Raw genomic sequence first — 17,604 nt, 5'->3', positions numbered from 1 at the left:
AAAAAGAACACGAAGTTCGAGGCGGCGAAGTTTCGAGTAGCAGGCTTGTCCGTGTTACTGAATTCTACGCCCGTTACAGGACGTGGGCGGTTTTAGTAGAAGATCCCCTATGCATTTAAATACATTAGCACTAGTGAACCCTCAAGGAAACACATTCTCACGTAGAAAACGGGGTACTCTTTTCCTAGCAACAGAGAAACGAGCCATCGGCGGTGTGTCAAACAACCTCTTTAAAAGCCTCTTTTTTTGGGAAAGCAAACTTTAACAGTTGTTCCTTCTCCAACCTCACTATTAAAATCAATTGTTGCATGATGTGCATCAACCAATGCCTTAACAATGGACAATCCAATGCCTATTCCACCTGTCTTTGTTGCTCGGGATTTATCTCCTCGATAAAATCGTTCAAATAAAAATGGAATATCCTCATTCTTAATACCTATTCCCTCATCTTTTACAATGAAACAGATGGATTCCTCTTTGTCTTTCGTAAAAATCGCTACTGTTTTACCTTTTGAAGTATACTGCAATGCATTGTTGATAAGATTTGTCAAAATTTGTATAACACGATCCTGATCTGCCATAAAATGCGTCTTTTTTAACGGTAGATTAACCTGTAACGTAACTCCTTTTTTTTGAAAAGATGGGCGAAATTGATCTTCTAGCAAGCTAACGATTTTGCCTGCTTCCAAAGTAGAAAAATTTAATTTTTTTTGCGGATTTTCTACAGCAATTAATGTTTCCAATTCATTTACAAGTCGGACTAGGCGCATTAATTCACGATGACTTTTTTGCAATCGTTCAGGAGTAGGCTCCCATATCCCATCTTGATATGCTTCCAATTGACTTCGTAACGTTGCTAATGGCGTTCTGAGCTCATGAGCAAAATCAGCTGTAAATTGCTTCCTTAACTTTTCTTCTTTTGTCAAAGAATTGGCCAGTTCATTGAACGACTCGCCGAGCTGCTTCATTTCCATACTTAAATCCTCTACAGGTACATTTACCCGCTTATGCTTTTTTAATTCCTGTACCGCTGTTGATAAACGCATAAAACCAGCACTTAATCTTCTCGAGAATAAGAAACTAAATAAAATGGATAACAATAAAATGACGATAACTGCAATCAAAATATTTTGCTGAATCGACTTCAAAAAAGTAAAATCCTCACCAACAAGTTCTACAGGATAAACCACTTCCATTGTGCCTATTTTTTCTCCATCTACATTTATCGTATGAGAACTGGATTCGTAGTCTGCTGTTTCCGTTCGCTGGTGCATACCCATACCATGCATCATTCGTTGCATCCTAGTAGTATCAGCTACTACGTTGCCTGATCGATCATATAACGTATAATACAGATTTTCCGTCATGGCTTGGTCATGCAGCATGCTATTTGCCTGTTCACTTATTAAACGACCTGTTTGTTTATACGTTCGTATGATTTCTTCCTCAATGAATGATGTTTTTTCCTTCCTACTTACTTCCAAGTAATTAGAGAACTGATTCTCTACTCCAAAAAATATGGAAAAACTAGTCAAAAAGACACCACATAAGGAAACAATTAATAAATAAATAAAAATTTTAGTACGTAGTGTCCATTTCATCCGGCTTGCCTCCAAACTTGTACCCCATCCCAAAGACCGTTAAAATATAATTCGGATTTCTTGAATCATACTCCACTTTTTTTCGCAAGTTTTTAATATGTGTGTCAATACTTCGCTCATACCCCTCAAAAAAGAGAGCCTCATCTTCTTGAATCTTTACGAGCAAATCCCCTCTGCTGTATACTCTTCCAGGGTAGCTCGCCATCGTTATTAATAACTTATATTCATTCGGCGTCAGTGCAACAATCTCACCATCAAATATGACTTCTTTCTTTATATGATCAATCATTAATTGCTGGTTATTAAAACTGAGCTGATCCTTTCTTTTCGTTGCAGAGACTCGACGAAGCAAACCTTTGGCACGTACGACTACTTCTCTCGGGCTAAACGGTTTTGTAACATAATCATCTGCTCCGATTACAATTCCATTTATAATATCATCTTCTGCTGACTTCGCAGTAAGCATAATAATAGGCACATCACTGTCTTTTCTTGTTAACCTGCAGACTTCTTCTCCAGAAATATCCGGTAACATCAGATCAAGAATAATGATATCCGGCTTTCCTTCTTTAATTTGTTTTAATGCCTCCAGACCATTTTCTGCAAACAGGATGTCCCACCCCTCTTTTTCAAAATAGGCTTGTAATACTTCACGAATTATTTCTTCATCATCTACTATTAATAGCTTTGTCATCACGTTTTCCCCCTCTTACTTCTTGAATCCTACTGATTGGAGATGCAAGCACTAAGTGAAAGTTCCCCTATTAAATTGTGTATACGTATTTTCAATTGTTTTCGTACATTAGGATTTGAGGAAAGCGGCTTACCACAAACAACCGATCCTATTTCAATCTATATCACGATGAATAAAGTCCGTTACCTTTATCGTTTGCTATTTCTAATCATATCATGCGCTTACCTTTGAAACACATATCTTCACAACTTCTTCATAAGTTCTCCATAAAAATCACAAATACATTCGATATGATAGAGATAATCAAAGAAAGGAGCTGGACATAATGAAAAAATTAGTTATTGGTGCGATAACAGGGGCAGTTATATTAGGTGGCGCGGCAACATACACATTTGCCGATAGCAATGATGATAATAGAGGATTTTATAATGATATGAGACCATTTATGGAAGAAATGCATCCAAACTTCTCTGATGAGGACTATGAAGCAATGTATGATTTTTGCCACGGCAACGGAAACTTTGAAAAAGGTCCCCACAGAGGAAATGATTTTGACCGAAATAATGAATAGTTAAGAGGTGAATAGTCATGATGAATGGCTACGGCCTTCATTTCGCAGGATTTGGATTCCTAGGATGGATCATTAATCTACTTGTTATAGGTATTGTTGTATATTATGCAACAAAATTGGCTTTAAAAAACCACGATAAGAACAACAGCTAATTCAGGATTGGCAGCTATGTTTGCCAATCCTTTTTTATAAGATAGATAGTATAAAATGGGGTACTTGGGGATAACGAAATAACCGAATAGCCACGTCCGGCTTCCATCGCCCAGCAACGATGCGACTTTAAAAATGCGCCCTACGATAAGTCACCATCGGGTCGTCACTAAGAGGAAGGCCGACTAAAAACGGGCTTGCCGCTCAGACGTCGGTAACCCCTGTTTTAATGGCATGATTCCTAAATCTTTAGTTGATTCGTTCCATTCGCTACGTTGCTAAACGGGCGCCCCGGCCTTTGTTCGTCAGCATATTTGTCCAAGACATGCTGATTTATCCATAAGGATCATGATTTTTTATGGAAGAACCATTTGCTTTCAGGTCGATCCCGAGGTGTTAAATTCATAATAAAATAGCCGATAATTAGAATTAAAATAACTAGCGAATAAAACAACGTATCCATTGCATTATCGTGTTCAACAATGATCAAACGAATCATTGCCGTTATACCAATATACAAAAAATAGCGCAATGGGAAATGATAATTTTCTTTAAAGTATTTTACAATCATAGCAACAAATTCAAAATACAAGAAAAATAATAGTATATTTGCCAAAAACAATTGGTAATCATTTGTATTTCCTTCTAACAATATCGCTCCAAATAAAATTAGTTCTTTGACGAGTAATACCGCCAGAATAATAGCGAGGATGATTAGTGATACATTTAAAACGACCTGTAATAGATAAGGAAACATGTAAAGTGATTTTGTGTAGACAGTTTTTAATTTTTTCATGCTGAAATAGCCTCCAAGTTTAGAATGGATTTTGCAAATTTTCATACTTCTATCGTCACATGGCAGCTTCATTTGCAGTGTTAAACTTCCAATAAATGTTAATACATACTCATCCTTTTATTTTTACTATTTCCTTAAAACATTTCTATAGGGGATTTTCCTCCAAAAACAACATAAATGTAAATCCAATTTATATTGACACCTTCATTGACATCAATAAAAGATTAGTTATAATCCCTTGGAACGATTTTATGACCCGACCCTAATTTTAGGAAACCATTGTTCTCGCATATGAAAGATTGCTAGCGAAAACAAAAGCGGAAACATATAGTTGGATGGATTTAACCAAAACAAAAGTTCGTTCCCTGCCTAGTAATCACCCATTCTATCTTCATTCTCGTGGGTTTTATATGAAATAGAACGGATTGAGCAGGAAAGACGAAGTAAGCGTATTGATTAAAATTGGTCTTCCTTGTAAAAAGTTGATTGTAAAATCGTAGCTCTATAATATACCTTTTTATGCAGAAACAACTTTGAACTACTTTACCATTTCTTTGGCTAGTTGATTTTATAGCTTTTTACGTTAGAGACAAAAAACAGGCTAAATAAAGCAAATGGCTGGAACAAAAGCATTTTATCAAAGTAAAATCTGAACTATCTAGAATTGGTGGATGGTACGAACACCTCCCCTTCAGGAATACTTTACTTTCCGCGAGCGGCTGGCGAGTTCCATCACGCTAACGCAATGGAGGGGCTCACCGATTCTTTTCCTTTCGCTTTCGTCTAGCCTATTTCCAGCATTCACCTTTTGAATGAATAGTTTAGTTATGCTCCCTCTCCTAACGTACCTGAAGTTTCTGTTCTTTCCTGCATTGCGTGGGGCTAATCTGGAGTTAATATTTCTTAATTGAATGCACCATTCTATACTGGCCCCTCGTCTTCTTGTGATTCTTTGTCCTCTTTTGGTTTCTCTGGCTTTTCTGGTGGATCGGGAGTTGTTGGAAGTGCAGGCGACGTATTATCGTCATCTCCTTGTTCTTCTGAATCATTACCCGCTCCACTATTTGGAGTATTGCCGGAACCAGAGGCACTGCCCTCCCCAAATCCATAATTTGTATTTGATCCATTTTGCGAACCATTAGATCCACCGCTCCCGCCATTTTGGTTAACTGGTGGCGTATAGATAGGTGGATTCCATGTTTGATCCCCGCTAGGTGCGAGATTTTCTGACTCAACTGTATCCGATTCTACCGTATCTGCCGCTGATGATTCTTGATCACTTGTTTTGCCCCAAAGTTCACCAAAGAAGTAATCACCGCTAGGTCCATAAAACTGCGCGGTAATGGTCGCTTCATCCATTGGTTTTTCTATCCAATCATTTACCATATTTGCTATCTTGTTTATTGGAATACTAAATTGTACAGCAATATCCTGCACATGGTCAATGGAGTTAACAGCAACAATATTTCCCGTCTTTGCAGAAATTAAAGGTCCCCCGCTAAATTGCAATAAAAGCGGCTCTGACAATTGATATGTATGTTCGTATGTATAATTACCGTAAGAAAAATGCCAGTCGGACTCCTCAATAGTTGCTGTAGTCGTGTTGTTTTCTAATACTTGCTTACTGCCAATTGCAATCACCTCATCACCTTTAGCTAAAGATTTGCTCATCTCCATAGGGTAGGTATTTTTTCTAGCAAGCTCTGGAACATGAATTGCAGCTATATTAGCTTTTTTGGAATATCCAATAACAGAGCCAGTAAATTCTTTGTCATCTGCTAAAATTTGCACTTCCAATTGCCCTTCTACCAGATGTGCATTGGTTAGCAATATACCACGAGCATCGTATAGGAAAGCGGATCCTTCTTTTGTAGAAGCGGAGACAGCATATATGTTTTTTTCAACAGCTTGTATTATTTCTTCGATCGTTTTCTTACTATCTATTGATCCAATTTGTTTCTTGGTTAACACCGGTTTAGAACGAAACGCAGCATTGGCGGATTCCTTTATTTGCTTGCCATGGCTACTTCCAGCATTACTTTCTATCAATAAATAAGTTCCCCCAATAATTACAACCAGAAATGGAATAATTACAGCTAACTTAATAGCAATTCCTCGCTTAAGCGTCCTGCCACAATTGAGACAATAACTCGTCCTTTTTTCTTTTTTTCTTCCACATGTTGGACAACGCATTACTTGCTTCCTCCTTTCCAAAAATAATTTAGGTTTATTATACCATCATTTGGTAAATTACAAATAAAAAGCAGACATATCCAGCTTTTTAGTAATAATTTATTTTAATTAGTTGCGCGAAGGAAACTTTTTGAGTTATAATCATAATATATTTAGGAAGGAAACAAGTAAACATTTATCCAAACTTTACATAACTTAAATATGTAGTATTCTAAAGTTTCCCAACTTTAACTATTTGAGCTTAACCCAAAGGAGATGCAAAGAATGACAGCAAGTAAACCCATTTACCATTTTCAAGTAGGTGATCGAATAGAGATTACATCTGTTGAACTGCAAGATGTAATGCGCCGTAGATTACTTGATTTAGGGTTTGTACCAGGAGCAGTGATTCAAGTTGTCCAAAAAAGCCCATTAGGGGACCCACTAGCTTTTAAAGTGTTTAATACAACAATTGCATTACGAAAAGAAGAAAGCTCCTTGATTTATGGAAAAAAAGTTTATAAAGAGGTGGTATAAATGGCACATACCATTGCTTTAGCAGGAAATCCAAATACAGGAAAAAGTACCCTATTTAATTTACTTACTGGTTTAAAACAGCACACAGGAAATTGGCCAGGAAAAACGGTATTACGTGCTGAAGGTGAACTAAAAACTGAAAAACATGTATACACCGTCATTGATTTACCTGGTACGTACTCTCTTTACTCCAATTCTGCAGATGAAGAAGTTGCCAGGGATTACATTATTTTTGAAAAGCCTGATATTACTTTAGTTGTAGTAGATGCAACTTCTCTAGAGCGTAATTTAAATATCGCTTTACAAGTATTAGAAATGACAGATCAAGCGATTTTATGCGTTAATTTAATTGATGAGGCTAGAAAAAAAGGGATTCATATTGACAAAAATGCTTTATCAAAACAGTTAGGGATTCCTGTTATATTAATTTCGGCAAGAGAAAAGATTGGAATTATCCAACTCCTAAAAACGATTGACCAAATGACAGAAGGTAAAATCGAAACACAGGCATTTAAGATAAAATACAATCAAACAGTAGAAAAAAAGATTAAACAGCTCGAACCACAAATCAAGCAAATTATTGGTAATGCTTTACCTGCAAGATGGGTAGCCTTACGTATATTAGACGGAGATATAAAATTGCTAGATTCGCTAAAATCATATATTCAAAATCCTGATTTCGGAGCGGAAAAGCATCAACCTGCACAAGGAGGATGCTGTCATGGCGCATGAAGCAAACCAACATATGCAACAGCTTGATACTTTATTTAAAAAATATAGTGCTCAAGAAAATGATTTAAGAGATCATATTGTTTCAAGCATCTATCAATCTACTCAAAGCATTACGAAGAATTCGGTACAACGTTCAAGTAAAAAAACAACTTGGCTTGATGAAAATCTGGATAATATTTTGACATCACGGCTTTATGGTTTTCCAATTATGCTTATGTTACTAGGAGTTGTCATTTATTTAACCATCGTTGGTGCAAACTATCCAGGCATTGCAATAACCAAATTATTTGCGATTGTGGAGGATTGGATTACGACTGTTTTCCAATGGGCGAACGCACCTCATTGGTTGTATGGTGTTTTGGTAGAAGGATTTTACCGAGGGACATCTTGGGTTGTCAGTGTCATGCTCCCGCCTATGGCAATTTTCTTTCCAATGTTTGCCTTACTAGAAAACTTTGGTTATTTACCACGAGTTGCGTTTAATTTAGATCGTGTATTTAAAAAATCAGGTGCTCATGGAAAGCAATCCTTAACGATGGCGATGGGTTTCGGCTGTAATGCGGCGGCGGTCATGTCATCACGTATTATCGAATCTCCACGTGAGCGCATGATTGCAATTTTAACAAATAACTTTGTCCCATGTAATGGACGCTGGCCACTATTAATCCTTCTTGCTGGCTTGTTTATGGCAGCAGGGTTTTCAAGTGGGATGAGTACATTTATTTCTGCATCTGTAGTTGTAGGAATTGTATTATTTGGTATTGTAATGACCATTTTTGTTTCTTGGGCATTGTCGAAGACCTTATTACGAGGGGTTCCTTCCCATTATACTTTAGAGCTTCCACCGTATCGGAAACCAAAAGTCTGGAATACCATAGTTCGAGCAACCTTGGATAAATCGTGGTTTGTATTAAAAAGAGCAGTCATTATTGCTGCGCCGGCATCCGTGATTACATGGATTTTAGCTAATATTTTTGTTGGTGACCAAAGTGTGCTTCAGCATTTTGTCGGATTTTTAGATCCTTTCGCGCAAGCTATTGGATTAGATGGATTTATTTTAATGGCATTTATTTTAGGTTTCCCAGCAAATGAAATCGTACTGCCGATTCTTTTAATGGGATATCTCGCAACAGGTTCCATGATTGAAGTGGATAACTTAAGTGACTTAAAACAAATATTCCTTGATCATGGCTGGACATGGTTGACAGCACTCAATATGATGCTATTCTCTTTATTGCATTATCCTTGCGGCACAACGATGTTAAACATTTGGAAAGAAACCAAAAGTGCAAAATGGACCTTTGCTGCATTTGCTATACCTACCACCATAGCCATTGTTGTCACGTTTATTATTGCCCAAGTAGCAAGAGGCTTAGGCTGGGTGTAATAAAGAGCTGCCTAGAAAGTCTATCGATTTTCAGGCAGTTTTTGGTTTATAAGATAAGAAGCGGTGAGCTAAACAAGTCGAAGTGGGAGGTGACAGCACCTAAATCCCTGATTACTTCAACAGCGGGGATGGAAGAAAAATCCCGCTGATTGAAGGTTCGCTTTATCATTAGTTGATTCGTTCCATTCGCTACGTTGCTAAACGGGCTCCCCGCTCCTTTGTTCATGTTTTGCTTAGGCTATATCTTCGTTTTTTGCGTAACTGTCGTCTGCTCCTCATTTGCCAAGGCATCATTAGACGTTTCAGTTTTTTTTCTTACCCACGTTCTACCATCTTTCATTTCACATTCTATTGGGAGCTGGTAAAACTGTGACAATGTTTTTGAGCACATGATTTCCCCTGTTTTTCCCTGCTCAAATACAGTGCCTTGTCGGAGCAGTAGTGTATATGAAAAAATCGGCAATATTTCTTCAATATGGTGTGTAACAAACAACATAGTTGGGGCTTCTTTCTGTTCTGCTAATTGTTGAATAAAAAGTAATAACTCCTCACGAGCAAGAAAGTCTAATCCATTGGTTGGCTCATCTAAAATAAGCAATTGCGGTCTAGCCATTAATCCTCGAGCAATCAGAAGCTTCTGCTTTTCACCTTGGGACATCGTTTGATATGACCGCCCTTGTAAATAGCGAATCCCTAATTGCTCCATTAATGCGTCCACTCGAGCCATATCCTTTGCTTCTATTTTTTCGTATATACCGATAGAAGCATGTTTTCCACTAAGAATAACCGCTTCGGCTATATCAGTTAGCCTTATCTTCTGTTGCAATGCTGAACTGACCCAGCCAATGTTCTTCCGCAGCAAGCGCAAATCTGTCGTTCCAAAAGTCTGTCCTAAAACCGATATCTCCCCAGTTGTTGGCCAAATATAGCCATTGATCATTTGCAGTAATGTCGTTTTACCAGAGCCATTTAATCCTAAAATTGCCCAATGCTCTCCCTTTAAGACGTGCCAATTAATCTGCTCCAAAATGATTTGTCCTTGTCTTTTCCATGACACATTGCTCATCTCAATCACCATACTCACCCAAACTCCTCCCGCTCAAAACCTGCTTATTCAAATCATTCTTTTTGCAAAATTTTCATTTTTCGTTACATAAAAATAAGTTGATGACAATTATGCTGTTATTATTAAACAATACTACACTATTTTCATATTTTTCTCATTTAGTATATTCCATTAGGAGGTGAAACTTATGGGAGAATTCCGTTTAGGCGATGCATTATTCCAGCTTATCATGTTAGGATCTACTGTTCTGGCTGTTGTGTTCATTATTTATCTATTTCGCACATTTTTTAAACAGAAGAAGCAAATCGATAACCTAGAGAGAAGAAATATAGATGAATTAAGTGAAGAAATAAAGTGAATCTTCAATCAGTTAGGGTTTTCATTCACGCTTTACTGATGATTAGTACCGTAATGGTACGACCTAAGGGCGCTTACGAAATCGGGCATTAGGTGCTGTTATCTCCCACTTAAACTTATTGCAGTACAGATTGAAATGTTACAGCACCTTATATACGAGATAAAGAGTAAGAAAAATTAACCATGCATACACCAACTAGACATTTTCCGAGAATAACATCCTGAAATTATTTATTCCAGGATGTTATCGTTAAGCTCCAATGTAACGCTGGTATAGTTTCTTCGCTTGATGTACATCTTTTACTCCATGGATTAGCGTGCGTCCATCCTTGAACACAACAAAACGGGTATTTTCAATTGTAAAAATTAACAACTCTCCATTATCTTTCATCGACTCCGATAACGGCTTTAACTGTTTTACCAAGGAAGCTAGTGACAAATTACCTGTCTGAGCAGGTCGTACTTGTACCGTATCTCTTCCGCATAATACAGCTGTCTGTATCCCTTGTTGCTTCATTAAATAAGGATAAGTTGCCTTTGGTGAACACGATGGACAGTGAGAATCAATCAATGAGCTAATGTTAACAGAAACATGTTTTCGTTGCCAAACATCAAAGTTGAGCATTTCCTGAGACAATTCGTATCCAGTCAAATACTTTAAGCACTCTGCTGTTTGATAAGCAGCCGTAATCTGGACTGCCGGCGCAATAACTCCTACGGTATCACATGTTCTTCCCTCCTCTTGGGGAAGCTGATCAATCAGACATTGTAAACAAGGTGTCTTCCCGGGCACAATGGGTAGGACTATCCCGTAACTTGTTAAACAACCTCCATATACCCAAGGGACGCCTGCTTTTGCACAGGCGTCATTGATAATAAATCGTGTATTAAAATTATCCGTCCCATCCACCACAAAATCAGCCTGTTCCACAAGGCGTTCTGCAGTTTCGGGTCCAAATTCCTCCACAATTCCTTCAACTGTAATTGCAGAGTTAATTGCTTGAAGCCGTTTGGCAGCAGCTTTTGCTTTCGTCCGAGAAAGTTCAGCATCCTCCTCTGTAAAAAGCTGTTGCCTACTTAAATTGCTCCACTCGACATAGTCACGATCAATAATGGTAATTTTTCCAATCCCCGCTCGGGCTAACATTTCACTATTTGCACTACCTAATGCTCCTGCACCGACAATGACGACATGCTTTTCAGCTAATTTTTCCTGACCATCTTTTCCAATAGGTGCAAAAAGTGCTTGGCGTGAATAACGCTCACGTATCATTCTATCATCGCCGTTTCTGGACTGCTTTTTGTTGCATATGTTTTTTTCGGTATCCTTCCCGCTTCGTATCCTAATCGACCGGCTTCAACGGCTAGCTTCATCGCTTTAGCCATTTTCACTGGATCATCTGCCCCCGATACAGCAGTATTTAACAAAATTCCGTCTGCACCGAGTTCCATGGCGTACGCAGCATCACTCGGTGAGCCGATACCAGCGTCTACAATGACTGGAACACTGGATTGTTCCATAATAAACTGCAGATTTAACGCATTCACTACTCCTTGCCCTGATCCAATTGGCGAAGCACCAGGCATCACCGCATGTACACCAGCTTCCTCTAGTCGTTTCGCCAACACGACGTCATCAGATGTGTAAGTTAATACAGTAAATCCTTCCTCAAGCAATTGTACAGACGCCTTCATCGTTTCAAATGGATCAGGCAGCAATGTTTTATCACAGCCAATAATCTCTACCTTGATCATGTCACATAATTCAGAGGCTTTCGCTAAACGAGCTATTCGAACTGCTTCTTCTGCTGTTTTAGCCCCGGCTGTATTCGGAAGCAACGTATATTTTTTTAAATCGAGTTCCTCTAATAAGTTAGGTTCATTCGCATCAAAAATATTCATTCTTCGGACTGCAAATGTTAAAATTTCTGCTTGCGATACCCTCACTGCTTCTCTTTGCACTTGGAAGCTAGGATACTTTCCCGTACCTAGCAATAATCTTGATTGAAATGTTTGCTTACCAATTTGTAACATCGTATTAACCTCCCCCTACAAAATGAACAATTTCAATAGCGTCTCCATCCGCTAACATTGTTTGTTTGTAATCTGTTTTTTTAACAATCTCTTTATTTCGTTCAACAGCTGCTATCTTCTCTTGTATGTCATAGGCTTCTAACAAATCAGCAATTGTCATTGCCTTATTATCGAATTGCAATATTTCTCCATTTACTTGAATATCCATTAAAAATCCTCCCTTCCATCCATTGATGTGCATCAACATCCAGAGTACGCTGAAAACACCATATTTCCTGAAGATACTGTGACATCGTCCAGTAACAATAACGGATGGAATTCTACTACGAACGCTACTTAGGAATGAGGCGCTTAGCCTCTTAAAAACGTTTAAAAGTAAAATTCCCCCTATTTACTTCCTACCCCTCTCAGCCGCTCTGGTGAGACCATCGCTTGCATAACAGATTCCGTTTCCTGATTCATCATTAGATCGCTAATTAATTGGGCAGTAGCAGGGGCTAACAATATACCATTTCGATAATGACCCGTAGCGTAATAAAGACCGGAAAGATAAGGGTGTTCGCCAATAACGGGAATCCCGTCCTCCGTTCCAGGCCGCACTCCTGACCAGAAGGATTCCACCATTGCCTCACGGAACTTTGGAATAACTGAAAATAATCGGTTTAGCAATGTCTCCAATCCCCCTGCCGAAACATGCGAAGAGTGATTATAACGATCAGAAGTAGCGCCAACAATATAACGGCCATCCTGTTTTGGTACAAGATAAAAATCCTGACAGAATAGAGTTTCATGGATTTGGATATTGTTTGATGTAACCGATAAGCATTCCCCCTTAACAGGCACAATTGGATTAGATAGTCCCATCTCTGTAAACCAACGTCCACTTTCAGCACCTGTTGCGACTACAACTCGATCAGCCGTTATCATTCCCTGATCTGTCGTTAAAGTAAAAGAATCAGTTGGTTTAGATATTGTCCAGACATGACAATCTTCTTGAACCTCCCCTCCACTTGCTACAGCAGCTTGTTTAAAAGCTTCACATACTCGGGTTGGCTCTACATGTCCATCTTTTTCCATATACAGAGCAGCAATGGCTTTTTCGCCTAACATCGGGAACTTTTCTTTTAATGTTCGAGGTTCCAACCACTCTAAATTAGGCAAGGCTTGCTGTTTTGCAGCAAGTACTTGTTTTTCGTTTTCGTTAAAAGCAATTTCCAACATCCCTTTGGGAGCTAATTGAATATCAATGGCAGTAAGCTCATATAATTCCCGGCTTAATTCCTTATACATATTTCTACTTGTTTGACAAAAATGATAAAATCCATTGGAAGTGCTATTTTCCGTGTGTACTCCGAGCATTCCCGCTGCAGCTCGTGTTGCTTTTCTGCCGCTCTTCTGCTTTTCGATGACCATTGCAGATAAACCACTTTTATTTAAGGAATAGGAAATAGCGTGACCAATAATTCCGCCACCAACAATGACAACTTCATGATGTTGCTTCAATTCGCCTTACCTCCTCTCGTAATTTCATTGCCGCAGTTTGAGGACTAGAAGCACTAAAGATTGCTGACATAACAGCGATTCCGGAAATATTTGCGCCTGATAAGTCACATATTTTGTTGTTTTTAATTCCTCCAATTGCAATTACTGGTATCGTAAGGGCATGAGCTAATTGTTTTACTTGCTCAACCCCTCTAGGGTTTATTCTCGGTTTACTATCTGTTGCAAAAACGTGCCCAAACATAACATAATCGGCTCCACATCGTTCGGCATGCCTTGCAGCCTGCAAAGAATGAACGGACACACCCACTTGTAATGAGGGAGATAATTTTTTCATGTCAGCTATTAACGAGGCCTTATTTTCTGGTAAATGTAACTGATTTACTTCTGTCAAAGCTGGGGCAGAAACATGATTATGAATACAAAGCACTTCTCTCGAAACACCAGCCTGTATCAACTTTTGAACAAAAGCTAGATACCCCTGTAATGACTTCTGCTTCTCTCTTAAAATAATTCGATCTACAAACGGAGCAATCACTTGTATGGTATCTACTAATTTCGCTTCCTCCATCTTCCCGTTCGTTACAGCATATAATTGCATAGCTCACCTCATAGTCTACTAACGTAATTACGAAAAACAAAAATGCCACTTTCTCCAGCGAAGGAAAAAGTGACATGTATATGCACGAATCCAGTTAGACCAATCTTGTACCACATACAAAATAGTCCACCTGCCACTTTCCTCCGCTGGTTTGTTAGCCAGTTCAGGTTCAAAGAGTCCCAACGTTGTACGTTGATCTCAGCCATTTAAAATGGCACCCCTAGTGATTTCATATATTCATTTTTTATTTGATTCCCTTCTAAGGTACATCAATTGTATGCATATGTCCAGAAAAAACGGTTAAGTTTGAAAACTGCGACCACTTTATCATGATTCACGCTTCAAACTACATCTGGTTTCAAACTCCATTATCCAGCACCACACTTACTACATTTGTGCAAGCCACTTGGTAAAGCAGTATACTCGTTCGTTATTAAATAGATTAACATTCCCATTATACAAGTATGGGTATAAAACTATTCATCTATCATCTTCTTTGTTATACTAATCTCAAATTCAAAAATTTAGGGGGATGGACATGAGTAAAGATTTAATCGAACAATTTGCGTTCAATCGCAACATGCTATTTACAGAACTGGATAAGCTCGATGAATCGCTTATCGACAAGCAGCTGGAAGGGTTGAATAATACAGTGCGCTGGCATATCGGACATATATTAACTGTGGCTGAACAGTTTTTATTTGGATTTCCAAACCAATCCAAGCATTTACCTGAAACGTATATTTCTTTATTTGGAAATGGAACAAAACCTGCTGATTGGCCAGAAGAAGTACCTAGTCTGAAAGAATTAAGGGCAAATCTGCAGGAACAATTCGACCGTGCTATGAAACTACAGCCTGAATATTTTGCAACGAAATTAGAAAAGCCTTTCCTAGGTCAAGATACAATTGGCGGGCTCACAAAAGTTGCCGTATTCCATGAAGCACATCATACAGGACAGCTACATACGATCAGCTTATTGACAGTAAAACAAGCATAAGATACATCAGTGGACGGTTCTCCACTGATTTTTGAATTATTTATTCCGTATAAGGTGCTGTAAGACTCCCACTTCAAGAGTTGAATAATCTGTACTGCAACAAGTCTAAGCGGGAGATAACAGCACCTAAATACCCCATTTCGTAAGAGCTTTAAGGTCATACCCTGGTGGTACTAACAAGTAGCGGGGGATGAATGAAGCCCCCGCTGATTGAAGATTCCATTTATTTTTTACATTTTTTCAATAGTACCAGTACACCATGAACAGAGATTGCTTGAACCCTCTGTTTAATCAACCTTTATCTATCAAATATTCCTACACTAACTTATAATTATATTTTTCAAGCACCCAAGTAGGGAGTTCCATCCTCGCTGTCATTAGCGGATCAACAATTTGACATATTTTCAAATCTGCTCCTAGAGATAAAAACATTGCTGCTTCATGCTCCTCCATCTTCACCTCATTTACAAGGAAGGTATGCATGTTTTTAGTTGCTCGTTTGGAAGCTTCATCTAGTGTTTCTGAAGATGCGATCGTCATCACATATTCATCATCAGCTAAAAATGGAAGTGGGTAAGGCTGACCTTTAATAACAGTAACTTTAACTGTAATTTCGGCAGGGATTTCCAGTCCGCAAATAACAACTTCACCATCTCCCATCACCGCATGAGCATCCCCCATGGCCAGAAGAGCACCATTGACATTGACAGGTAAATAAAGCGTTGCGCCTTTCCTAATACGCTTACAGTCCATGTTTCCACCATGGTCTTTCGGCGTTCCAGTCGGCACATCTTCATCTAACGGAGCTGTACCAATAACACCAATCATTGGATTAATCGGTAATTGCAGCGTCTCATTAAAAACAGCCATGCCCTCTTTTATCGATATAATTTTAGTCTTTTCTTGTGCGAAACAGCCGGCTAATGCACCCATCTCAGGTGTTATCGACATCACTCCCTGATGAGCAATTTTAATATCCAGAATATCAACCTTGATTGTATCTCCTGGGCTAGCCCCTTTTACAAATACAGGACCTGTTGCTGGATTAATTTTATCCCAGCCAACTGTATGAAATAAATCCTTGTCGCTCTTTATTTCGTTACTAAAACAATCATACGTTTCAAATAGCACCGTTTCCCCTGAAGCAATGGTTTCTACAGGCTTATTTGTTGGTGACATGGATAAAATAAAAGTTTCCTTAACAATCTTTTTCATTTCCATATACCTCCTTCATTATTTTACGCCCTATTCGTGCTTGCCCTACACATTTTTTCAAAAACTCAAATATTTCAAGCGATACATGATGCCTATTATACTATCATTTCATTATTTAACAATCTCAATGTAAACACCAGTCTCCTATATACAATGAATAGCTGGTTATCAAGATCATTGCTATAATAGATAGTGGTTTTCATAATCCATTCACCAGTATTCAACTATGAAAATTACTTTAATTTAGGAGGTATTCTATGAATCAAGTGAAATTAATGATTTTTGATATGGACGGTTTGCTGTTCGACACAGAACGAATTGCTTTCCAAGCCTTAAAAAAAGCGATGAAAAATGCCGACTATGAGTTAACGTTGGATATATACCGAAAAATAATTGGTGCTGGAAAGCAGGAAGACGAAGCAATATTAAAAGATGTATACGGTGAAGAATTTTCCTTTAGCCTTGTTTTAGATGACTATCTCCATGAATCTGAGAAAATCTTAAAAACGGATGGCTTAAGAATAATGGAAGGAGTCACGGAATTACTAGATATATTAGACGAGCGAAAAATTAAAAAGTGTGTTGCTTCTTCTAGTTCACTGGAAACGATTCAGCGCTACTTAACAATGACAAATTTAAAAGATCGATTTGATTTTTATATGAGCGGTGATGAAGTAGAACGAGGAAAACCGCATCCTGATATTTTCTTGGAAGCATGTCAACGTGCTGATGAAAGCCCGGAAGTAGCCATTGTCTTAGAAGACTCCCCAAACGGCTTACGAGCAGCATATAGAGCAGGTATCAAGTGTATTGTCGTTCCCGATTTAGTCGTCCCTGATGAGGAAATGGAAAACAGAGCATATCGAATTGTTACTAGTTTAGTAGATGTTTGCCATTTGTTTACAGCATCACAATCAAAATAACCCTTTTGCTAGCAGCATCTTTTGGCTAATTTATTATTTCTAGAACTTTGGTCAATTATCAAAGGTATGAAAAAGAACTTCTTTTCAAAAACAATTACAAGTTGTCATTTTTCCTTCACATAATCATATTGCGACCGAATTGTTTACTTGATACAATTTTGTTAGACTATGTTTTAAAATGTGAATAGTTGTTGAAATCGCTTTAGGCAGGAAGCGAAAATGATCTATGCAGTTATCTTGTTATACAGGAAACCTTCAATCAGTGGGC

At 38.3% G+C, this 17,604-nt stretch carries 18 protein-coding genes and 1 riboswitch; of the genes, 7 read left to right on the top strand and 11 right to left on the bottom strand.

Annotation, left to right across the window (positions count from 1 at the left end; all coding sequences use genetic code 11):
* Positions 1–230: 230 nt before the first annotated feature.
* Both BKP57_RS16750 and BKP57_RS16745 read right to left on the bottom strand, forming a co-directional pair.
* Positions 231–1,601: a sensor histidine kinase gene (locus BKP57_RS16750; RefSeq protein WP_072742037.1), complete on the bottom strand. Its 1,371-nt coding sequence runs from the start codon at positions 1,599–1,601 to the stop codon at positions 231–233.
* Positions 1,579–2,295 carry a response regulator transcription factor gene (locus BKP57_RS16745; protein WP_072742036.1) on the bottom strand — a complete coding sequence of 239 codons (717 nt, stop codon included), beginning with the start codon at positions 2,293–2,295 and terminating at the stop codon, positions 1,579–1,581. The genes BKP57_RS16750 and BKP57_RS16745 overlap by 23 nt, the downstream gene beginning before the upstream one ends.
* Positions 2,296–2,620: 325 nt before the next feature.
* Here BKP57_RS16745 and BKP57_RS16740 point away from each other — a divergent pair, with 325 nt between their 5' ends.
* On the top strand, positions 2,621–2,866 hold the full coding sequence (locus tag BKP57_RS16740; RefSeq protein WP_072742035.1) for a hypothetical protein: 246 nt from the start codon (positions 2,621–2,623) through the stop codon (positions 2,864–2,866).
* A gap of 496 nt (positions 2,867–3,362) precedes the next feature.
* On the opposite strand, the gene psiE is transcribed toward BKP57_RS16740, so the two are convergent.
* Both psiE and BKP57_RS16730 read right to left on the bottom strand, forming a co-directional pair.
* Complete coding sequence (psiE, locus tag BKP57_RS16735; protein WP_072742034.1) at positions 3,363–3,812, bottom strand: phosphate-starvation-inducible protein PsiE; 450 nt, start codon at positions 3,810–3,812, stop codon at positions 3,363–3,365.
* Positions 3,813–4,733: 921 nt separating this feature from the next.
* Entirely contained in the window at positions 4,734–6,005 is a 1,272-nt protein-coding gene (locus BKP57_RS16730) for a S1C family serine protease (protein ID WP_072742033.1), read from the bottom strand.
* 264 nt (positions 6,006–6,269) lie between these two features.
* On the opposite strand from BKP57_RS16730, the gene BKP57_RS16725 reads away from it, so the two are divergent.
* Genes BKP57_RS16725 through BKP57_RS16715 form a run of 3 tightly spaced genes read left to right on the top strand, consistent with a single transcriptional unit; the run spans position 6,270 to position 8,640 of the window.
* Complete coding sequence (locus BKP57_RS16725; RefSeq protein WP_072742032.1) at positions 6,270–6,521, top strand: FeoA family protein; 252 nt, start codon at positions 6,270–6,272, stop codon at positions 6,519–6,521.
* Positions 6,522–7,253: a FeoB small GTPase domain-containing protein gene (locus BKP57_RS16720; protein WP_072742031.1), complete on the top strand. Its 732-nt coding sequence runs from the start codon at positions 6,522–6,524 to the stop codon at positions 7,251–7,253.
* Positions 7,254–7,266: 13 nt separating this feature from the next.
* The gene (locus tag BKP57_RS16715) at positions 7,267–8,640 is read left to right on the top strand and encodes a nucleoside recognition domain-containing protein (protein WP_232231437.1); all 1,374 of its coding nucleotides are present in this window, start codon (positions 7,267–7,269) and stop codon (positions 8,638–8,640) included.
* A gap of 238 nt (positions 8,641–8,878) precedes the next feature.
* Here BKP57_RS16715 and BKP57_RS16710 read toward each other — a convergent pair whose 3' ends face one another.
* The gene (locus BKP57_RS16710) at positions 8,879–9,724 is read right to left on the bottom strand and encodes an ABC transporter ATP-binding protein (protein ID WP_072742029.1); all 846 of its coding nucleotides are present in this window, start codon (positions 9,722–9,724) and stop codon (positions 8,879–8,881) included.
* 169 nt (positions 9,725–9,893) lie between these two features.
* On the opposite strand from BKP57_RS16710, the gene BKP57_RS22275 reads away from it, so the two are divergent.
* On the top strand, positions 9,894–10,064 hold the full coding sequence (locus BKP57_RS22275) for a DUF4083 domain-containing protein (protein ID WP_128743432.1): 171 nt from the start codon (positions 9,894–9,896) through the stop codon (positions 10,062–10,064).
* A 249-nt stretch (positions 10,065–10,313) separates the two neighbouring features.
* Here the strand turns inward: BKP57_RS22275 and BKP57_RS16705 are convergent, their stop codons facing one another.
* The 5 genes from BKP57_RS16705 to BKP57_RS16685 form a co-directional block, all read right to left on the bottom strand.
* Positions 10,314–11,336, bottom strand: a complete 1,023-nt coding sequence (locus tag BKP57_RS16705) for a ThiF family adenylyltransferase (protein WP_072742028.1) — start codon at positions 11,334–11,336, stop codon at positions 10,314–10,316.
* Positions 11,333–12,097, bottom strand: coding sequence for a thiazole synthase (locus tag BKP57_RS16700; RefSeq protein WP_050352067.1), 765 nt, complete (start codon positions 12,095–12,097; stop codon positions 11,333–11,335). The genes BKP57_RS16705 and BKP57_RS16700 overlap by 4 nt, the downstream gene beginning before the upstream one ends.
* Before the next feature lie 4 nt (positions 12,098–12,101).
* On the bottom strand, positions 12,102–12,305 hold the full coding sequence (thiS, locus tag BKP57_RS16695) for a sulfur carrier protein ThiS (protein ID WP_050352066.1): 204 nt from the start codon (positions 12,303–12,305) through the stop codon (positions 12,102–12,104).
* A gap of 179 nt (positions 12,306–12,484) precedes the next feature.
* Positions 12,485–13,600, bottom strand: coding sequence for a glycine oxidase ThiO (gene thiO, locus BKP57_RS16690; protein ID WP_050352065.1), 1,116 nt, complete (start codon positions 13,598–13,600; stop codon positions 12,485–12,487).
* Positions 13,584–14,198 (bottom strand): thiamine phosphate synthase, encoded by a 615-nt coding sequence (locus tag BKP57_RS16685; protein WP_050352064.1) that lies wholly within the window; start codon positions 14,196–14,198, stop codon positions 13,584–13,586. The genes thiO and BKP57_RS16685 overlap by 17 nt, the downstream gene beginning before the upstream one ends.
* A 121-nt stretch (positions 14,199–14,319) precedes the next feature.
* Positions 14,320–14,430: riboswitch (TPP riboswitch) on the bottom strand.
* 306 nt (positions 14,431–14,736) lie between these two features.
* On the opposite strand from BKP57_RS16685, the gene BKP57_RS16680 reads away from it, so the two are divergent.
* Positions 14,737–15,198, top strand: a complete 462-nt coding sequence (locus BKP57_RS16680; protein ID WP_050352062.1) for a DinB family protein — start codon at positions 14,737–14,739, stop codon at positions 15,196–15,198.
* A gap of 315 nt (positions 15,199–15,513) precedes the next feature.
* Here BKP57_RS16680 and BKP57_RS16675 read toward each other — a convergent pair whose 3' ends face one another.
* Positions 15,514–16,413: an acetamidase/formamidase family protein gene (locus BKP57_RS16675; RefSeq protein WP_072742027.1), complete on the bottom strand. Its 900-nt coding sequence runs from the start codon at positions 16,411–16,413 to the stop codon at positions 15,514–15,516.
* A 257-nt stretch (positions 16,414–16,670) separates the two neighbouring features.
* Between BKP57_RS16675 and BKP57_RS16670 the strand changes: the two genes are divergently transcribed.
* Positions 16,671–17,336: an HAD family hydrolase gene (locus BKP57_RS16670; protein ID WP_050352060.1), complete on the top strand. Its 666-nt coding sequence runs from the start codon at positions 16,671–16,673 to the stop codon at positions 17,334–17,336.
* Positions 17,337–17,604: the final 268 nt, after the last annotated feature.

The sequence above is a fragment of the Virgibacillus sp. 6R genome, assembly GCF_001895305.1.
In the GTDB taxonomy this organism is placed as follows: domain Bacteria; phylum Bacillota; class Bacilli; order Bacillales; family Amphibacillaceae; genus Virgibacillus; species Virgibacillus pantothenticus.
This window is presented reverse-complemented; position numbering and strand designations above follow the sequence as displayed.

Excerpts from the sequence above, each read along its gene's own strand:
- BKP57_RS16750 (WP_072742037.1), bottom strand. The coding sequence starts at position 1,601 with ATGAAATGGACACTACGTACTAAAATTTTTATTTATTTATTAATTGTT.
- BKP57_RS16745 (WP_072742036.1), bottom strand. The coding sequence starts at position 2,295 with ATGACAAAGCTATTAATAGTAGATGATGAAGAAATAATTCGTGAAGTA.
- BKP57_RS16740 (WP_072742035.1), top strand. The coding sequence starts at position 2,621 with ATGAAAAAATTAGTTATTGGTGCGATAACAGGGGCAGTTATATTAGGT.
- psiE (WP_072742034.1), bottom strand. The coding sequence starts at position 3,812 with ATGAAAAAATTAAAAACTGTCTACACAAAATCACTTTACATGTTTCCT.
- BKP57_RS16730 (WP_072742033.1), bottom strand. The coding sequence starts at position 6,005 with ATGCGTTGTCCAACATGTGGAAGAAAAAAAGAAAAAAGGACGAGTTAT.
- BKP57_RS16725 (WP_072742032.1), top strand. The coding sequence starts at position 6,270 with ATGACAGCAAGTAAACCCATTTACCATTTTCAAGTAGGTGATCGAATA.
- BKP57_RS16720 (WP_072742031.1), top strand. The coding sequence starts at position 6,522 with ATGGCACATACCATTGCTTTAGCAGGAAATCCAAATACAGGAAAAAGT.
- BKP57_RS16715 (WP_232231437.1), top strand. The coding sequence starts at position 7,267 with ATGCAACAGCTTGATACTTTATTTAAAAAATATAGTGCTCAAGAAAAT.
- BKP57_RS22275 (WP_128743432.1), top strand. The coding sequence starts at position 9,894 with ATGGGAGAATTCCGTTTAGGCGATGCATTATTCCAGCTTATCATGTTA.
- BKP57_RS16705 (WP_072742028.1), bottom strand. The coding sequence starts at position 11,336 with ATGATACGTGAGCGTTATTCACGCCAAGCACTTTTTGCACCTATTGGA.
- BKP57_RS16700 (WP_050352067.1), bottom strand. The coding sequence starts at position 12,097 with ATGTTACAAATTGGTAAGCAAACATTTCAATCAAGATTATTGCTAGGT.
- thiS (WP_050352066.1), bottom strand. The coding sequence starts at position 12,305 with ATGGATATTCAAGTAAATGGAGAAATATTGCAATTCGATAATAAGGCA.
- BKP57_RS16685 (WP_050352064.1), bottom strand. The coding sequence starts at position 14,198 with ATGCAATTATATGCTGTAACGAACGGGAAGATGGAGGAAGCGAAATTA.
- BKP57_RS16680 (WP_050352062.1), top strand. The coding sequence starts at position 14,737 with ATGAGTAAAGATTTAATCGAACAATTTGCGTTCAATCGCAACATGCTA.
- BKP57_RS16675 (WP_072742027.1), bottom strand. The coding sequence starts at position 16,413 with ATGAAAAAGATTGTTAAGGAAACTTTTATTTTATCCATGTCACCAACA.
- BKP57_RS16670 (WP_050352060.1), top strand. The coding sequence starts at position 16,671 with ATGAATCAAGTGAAATTAATGATTTTTGATATGGACGGTTTGCTGTTC.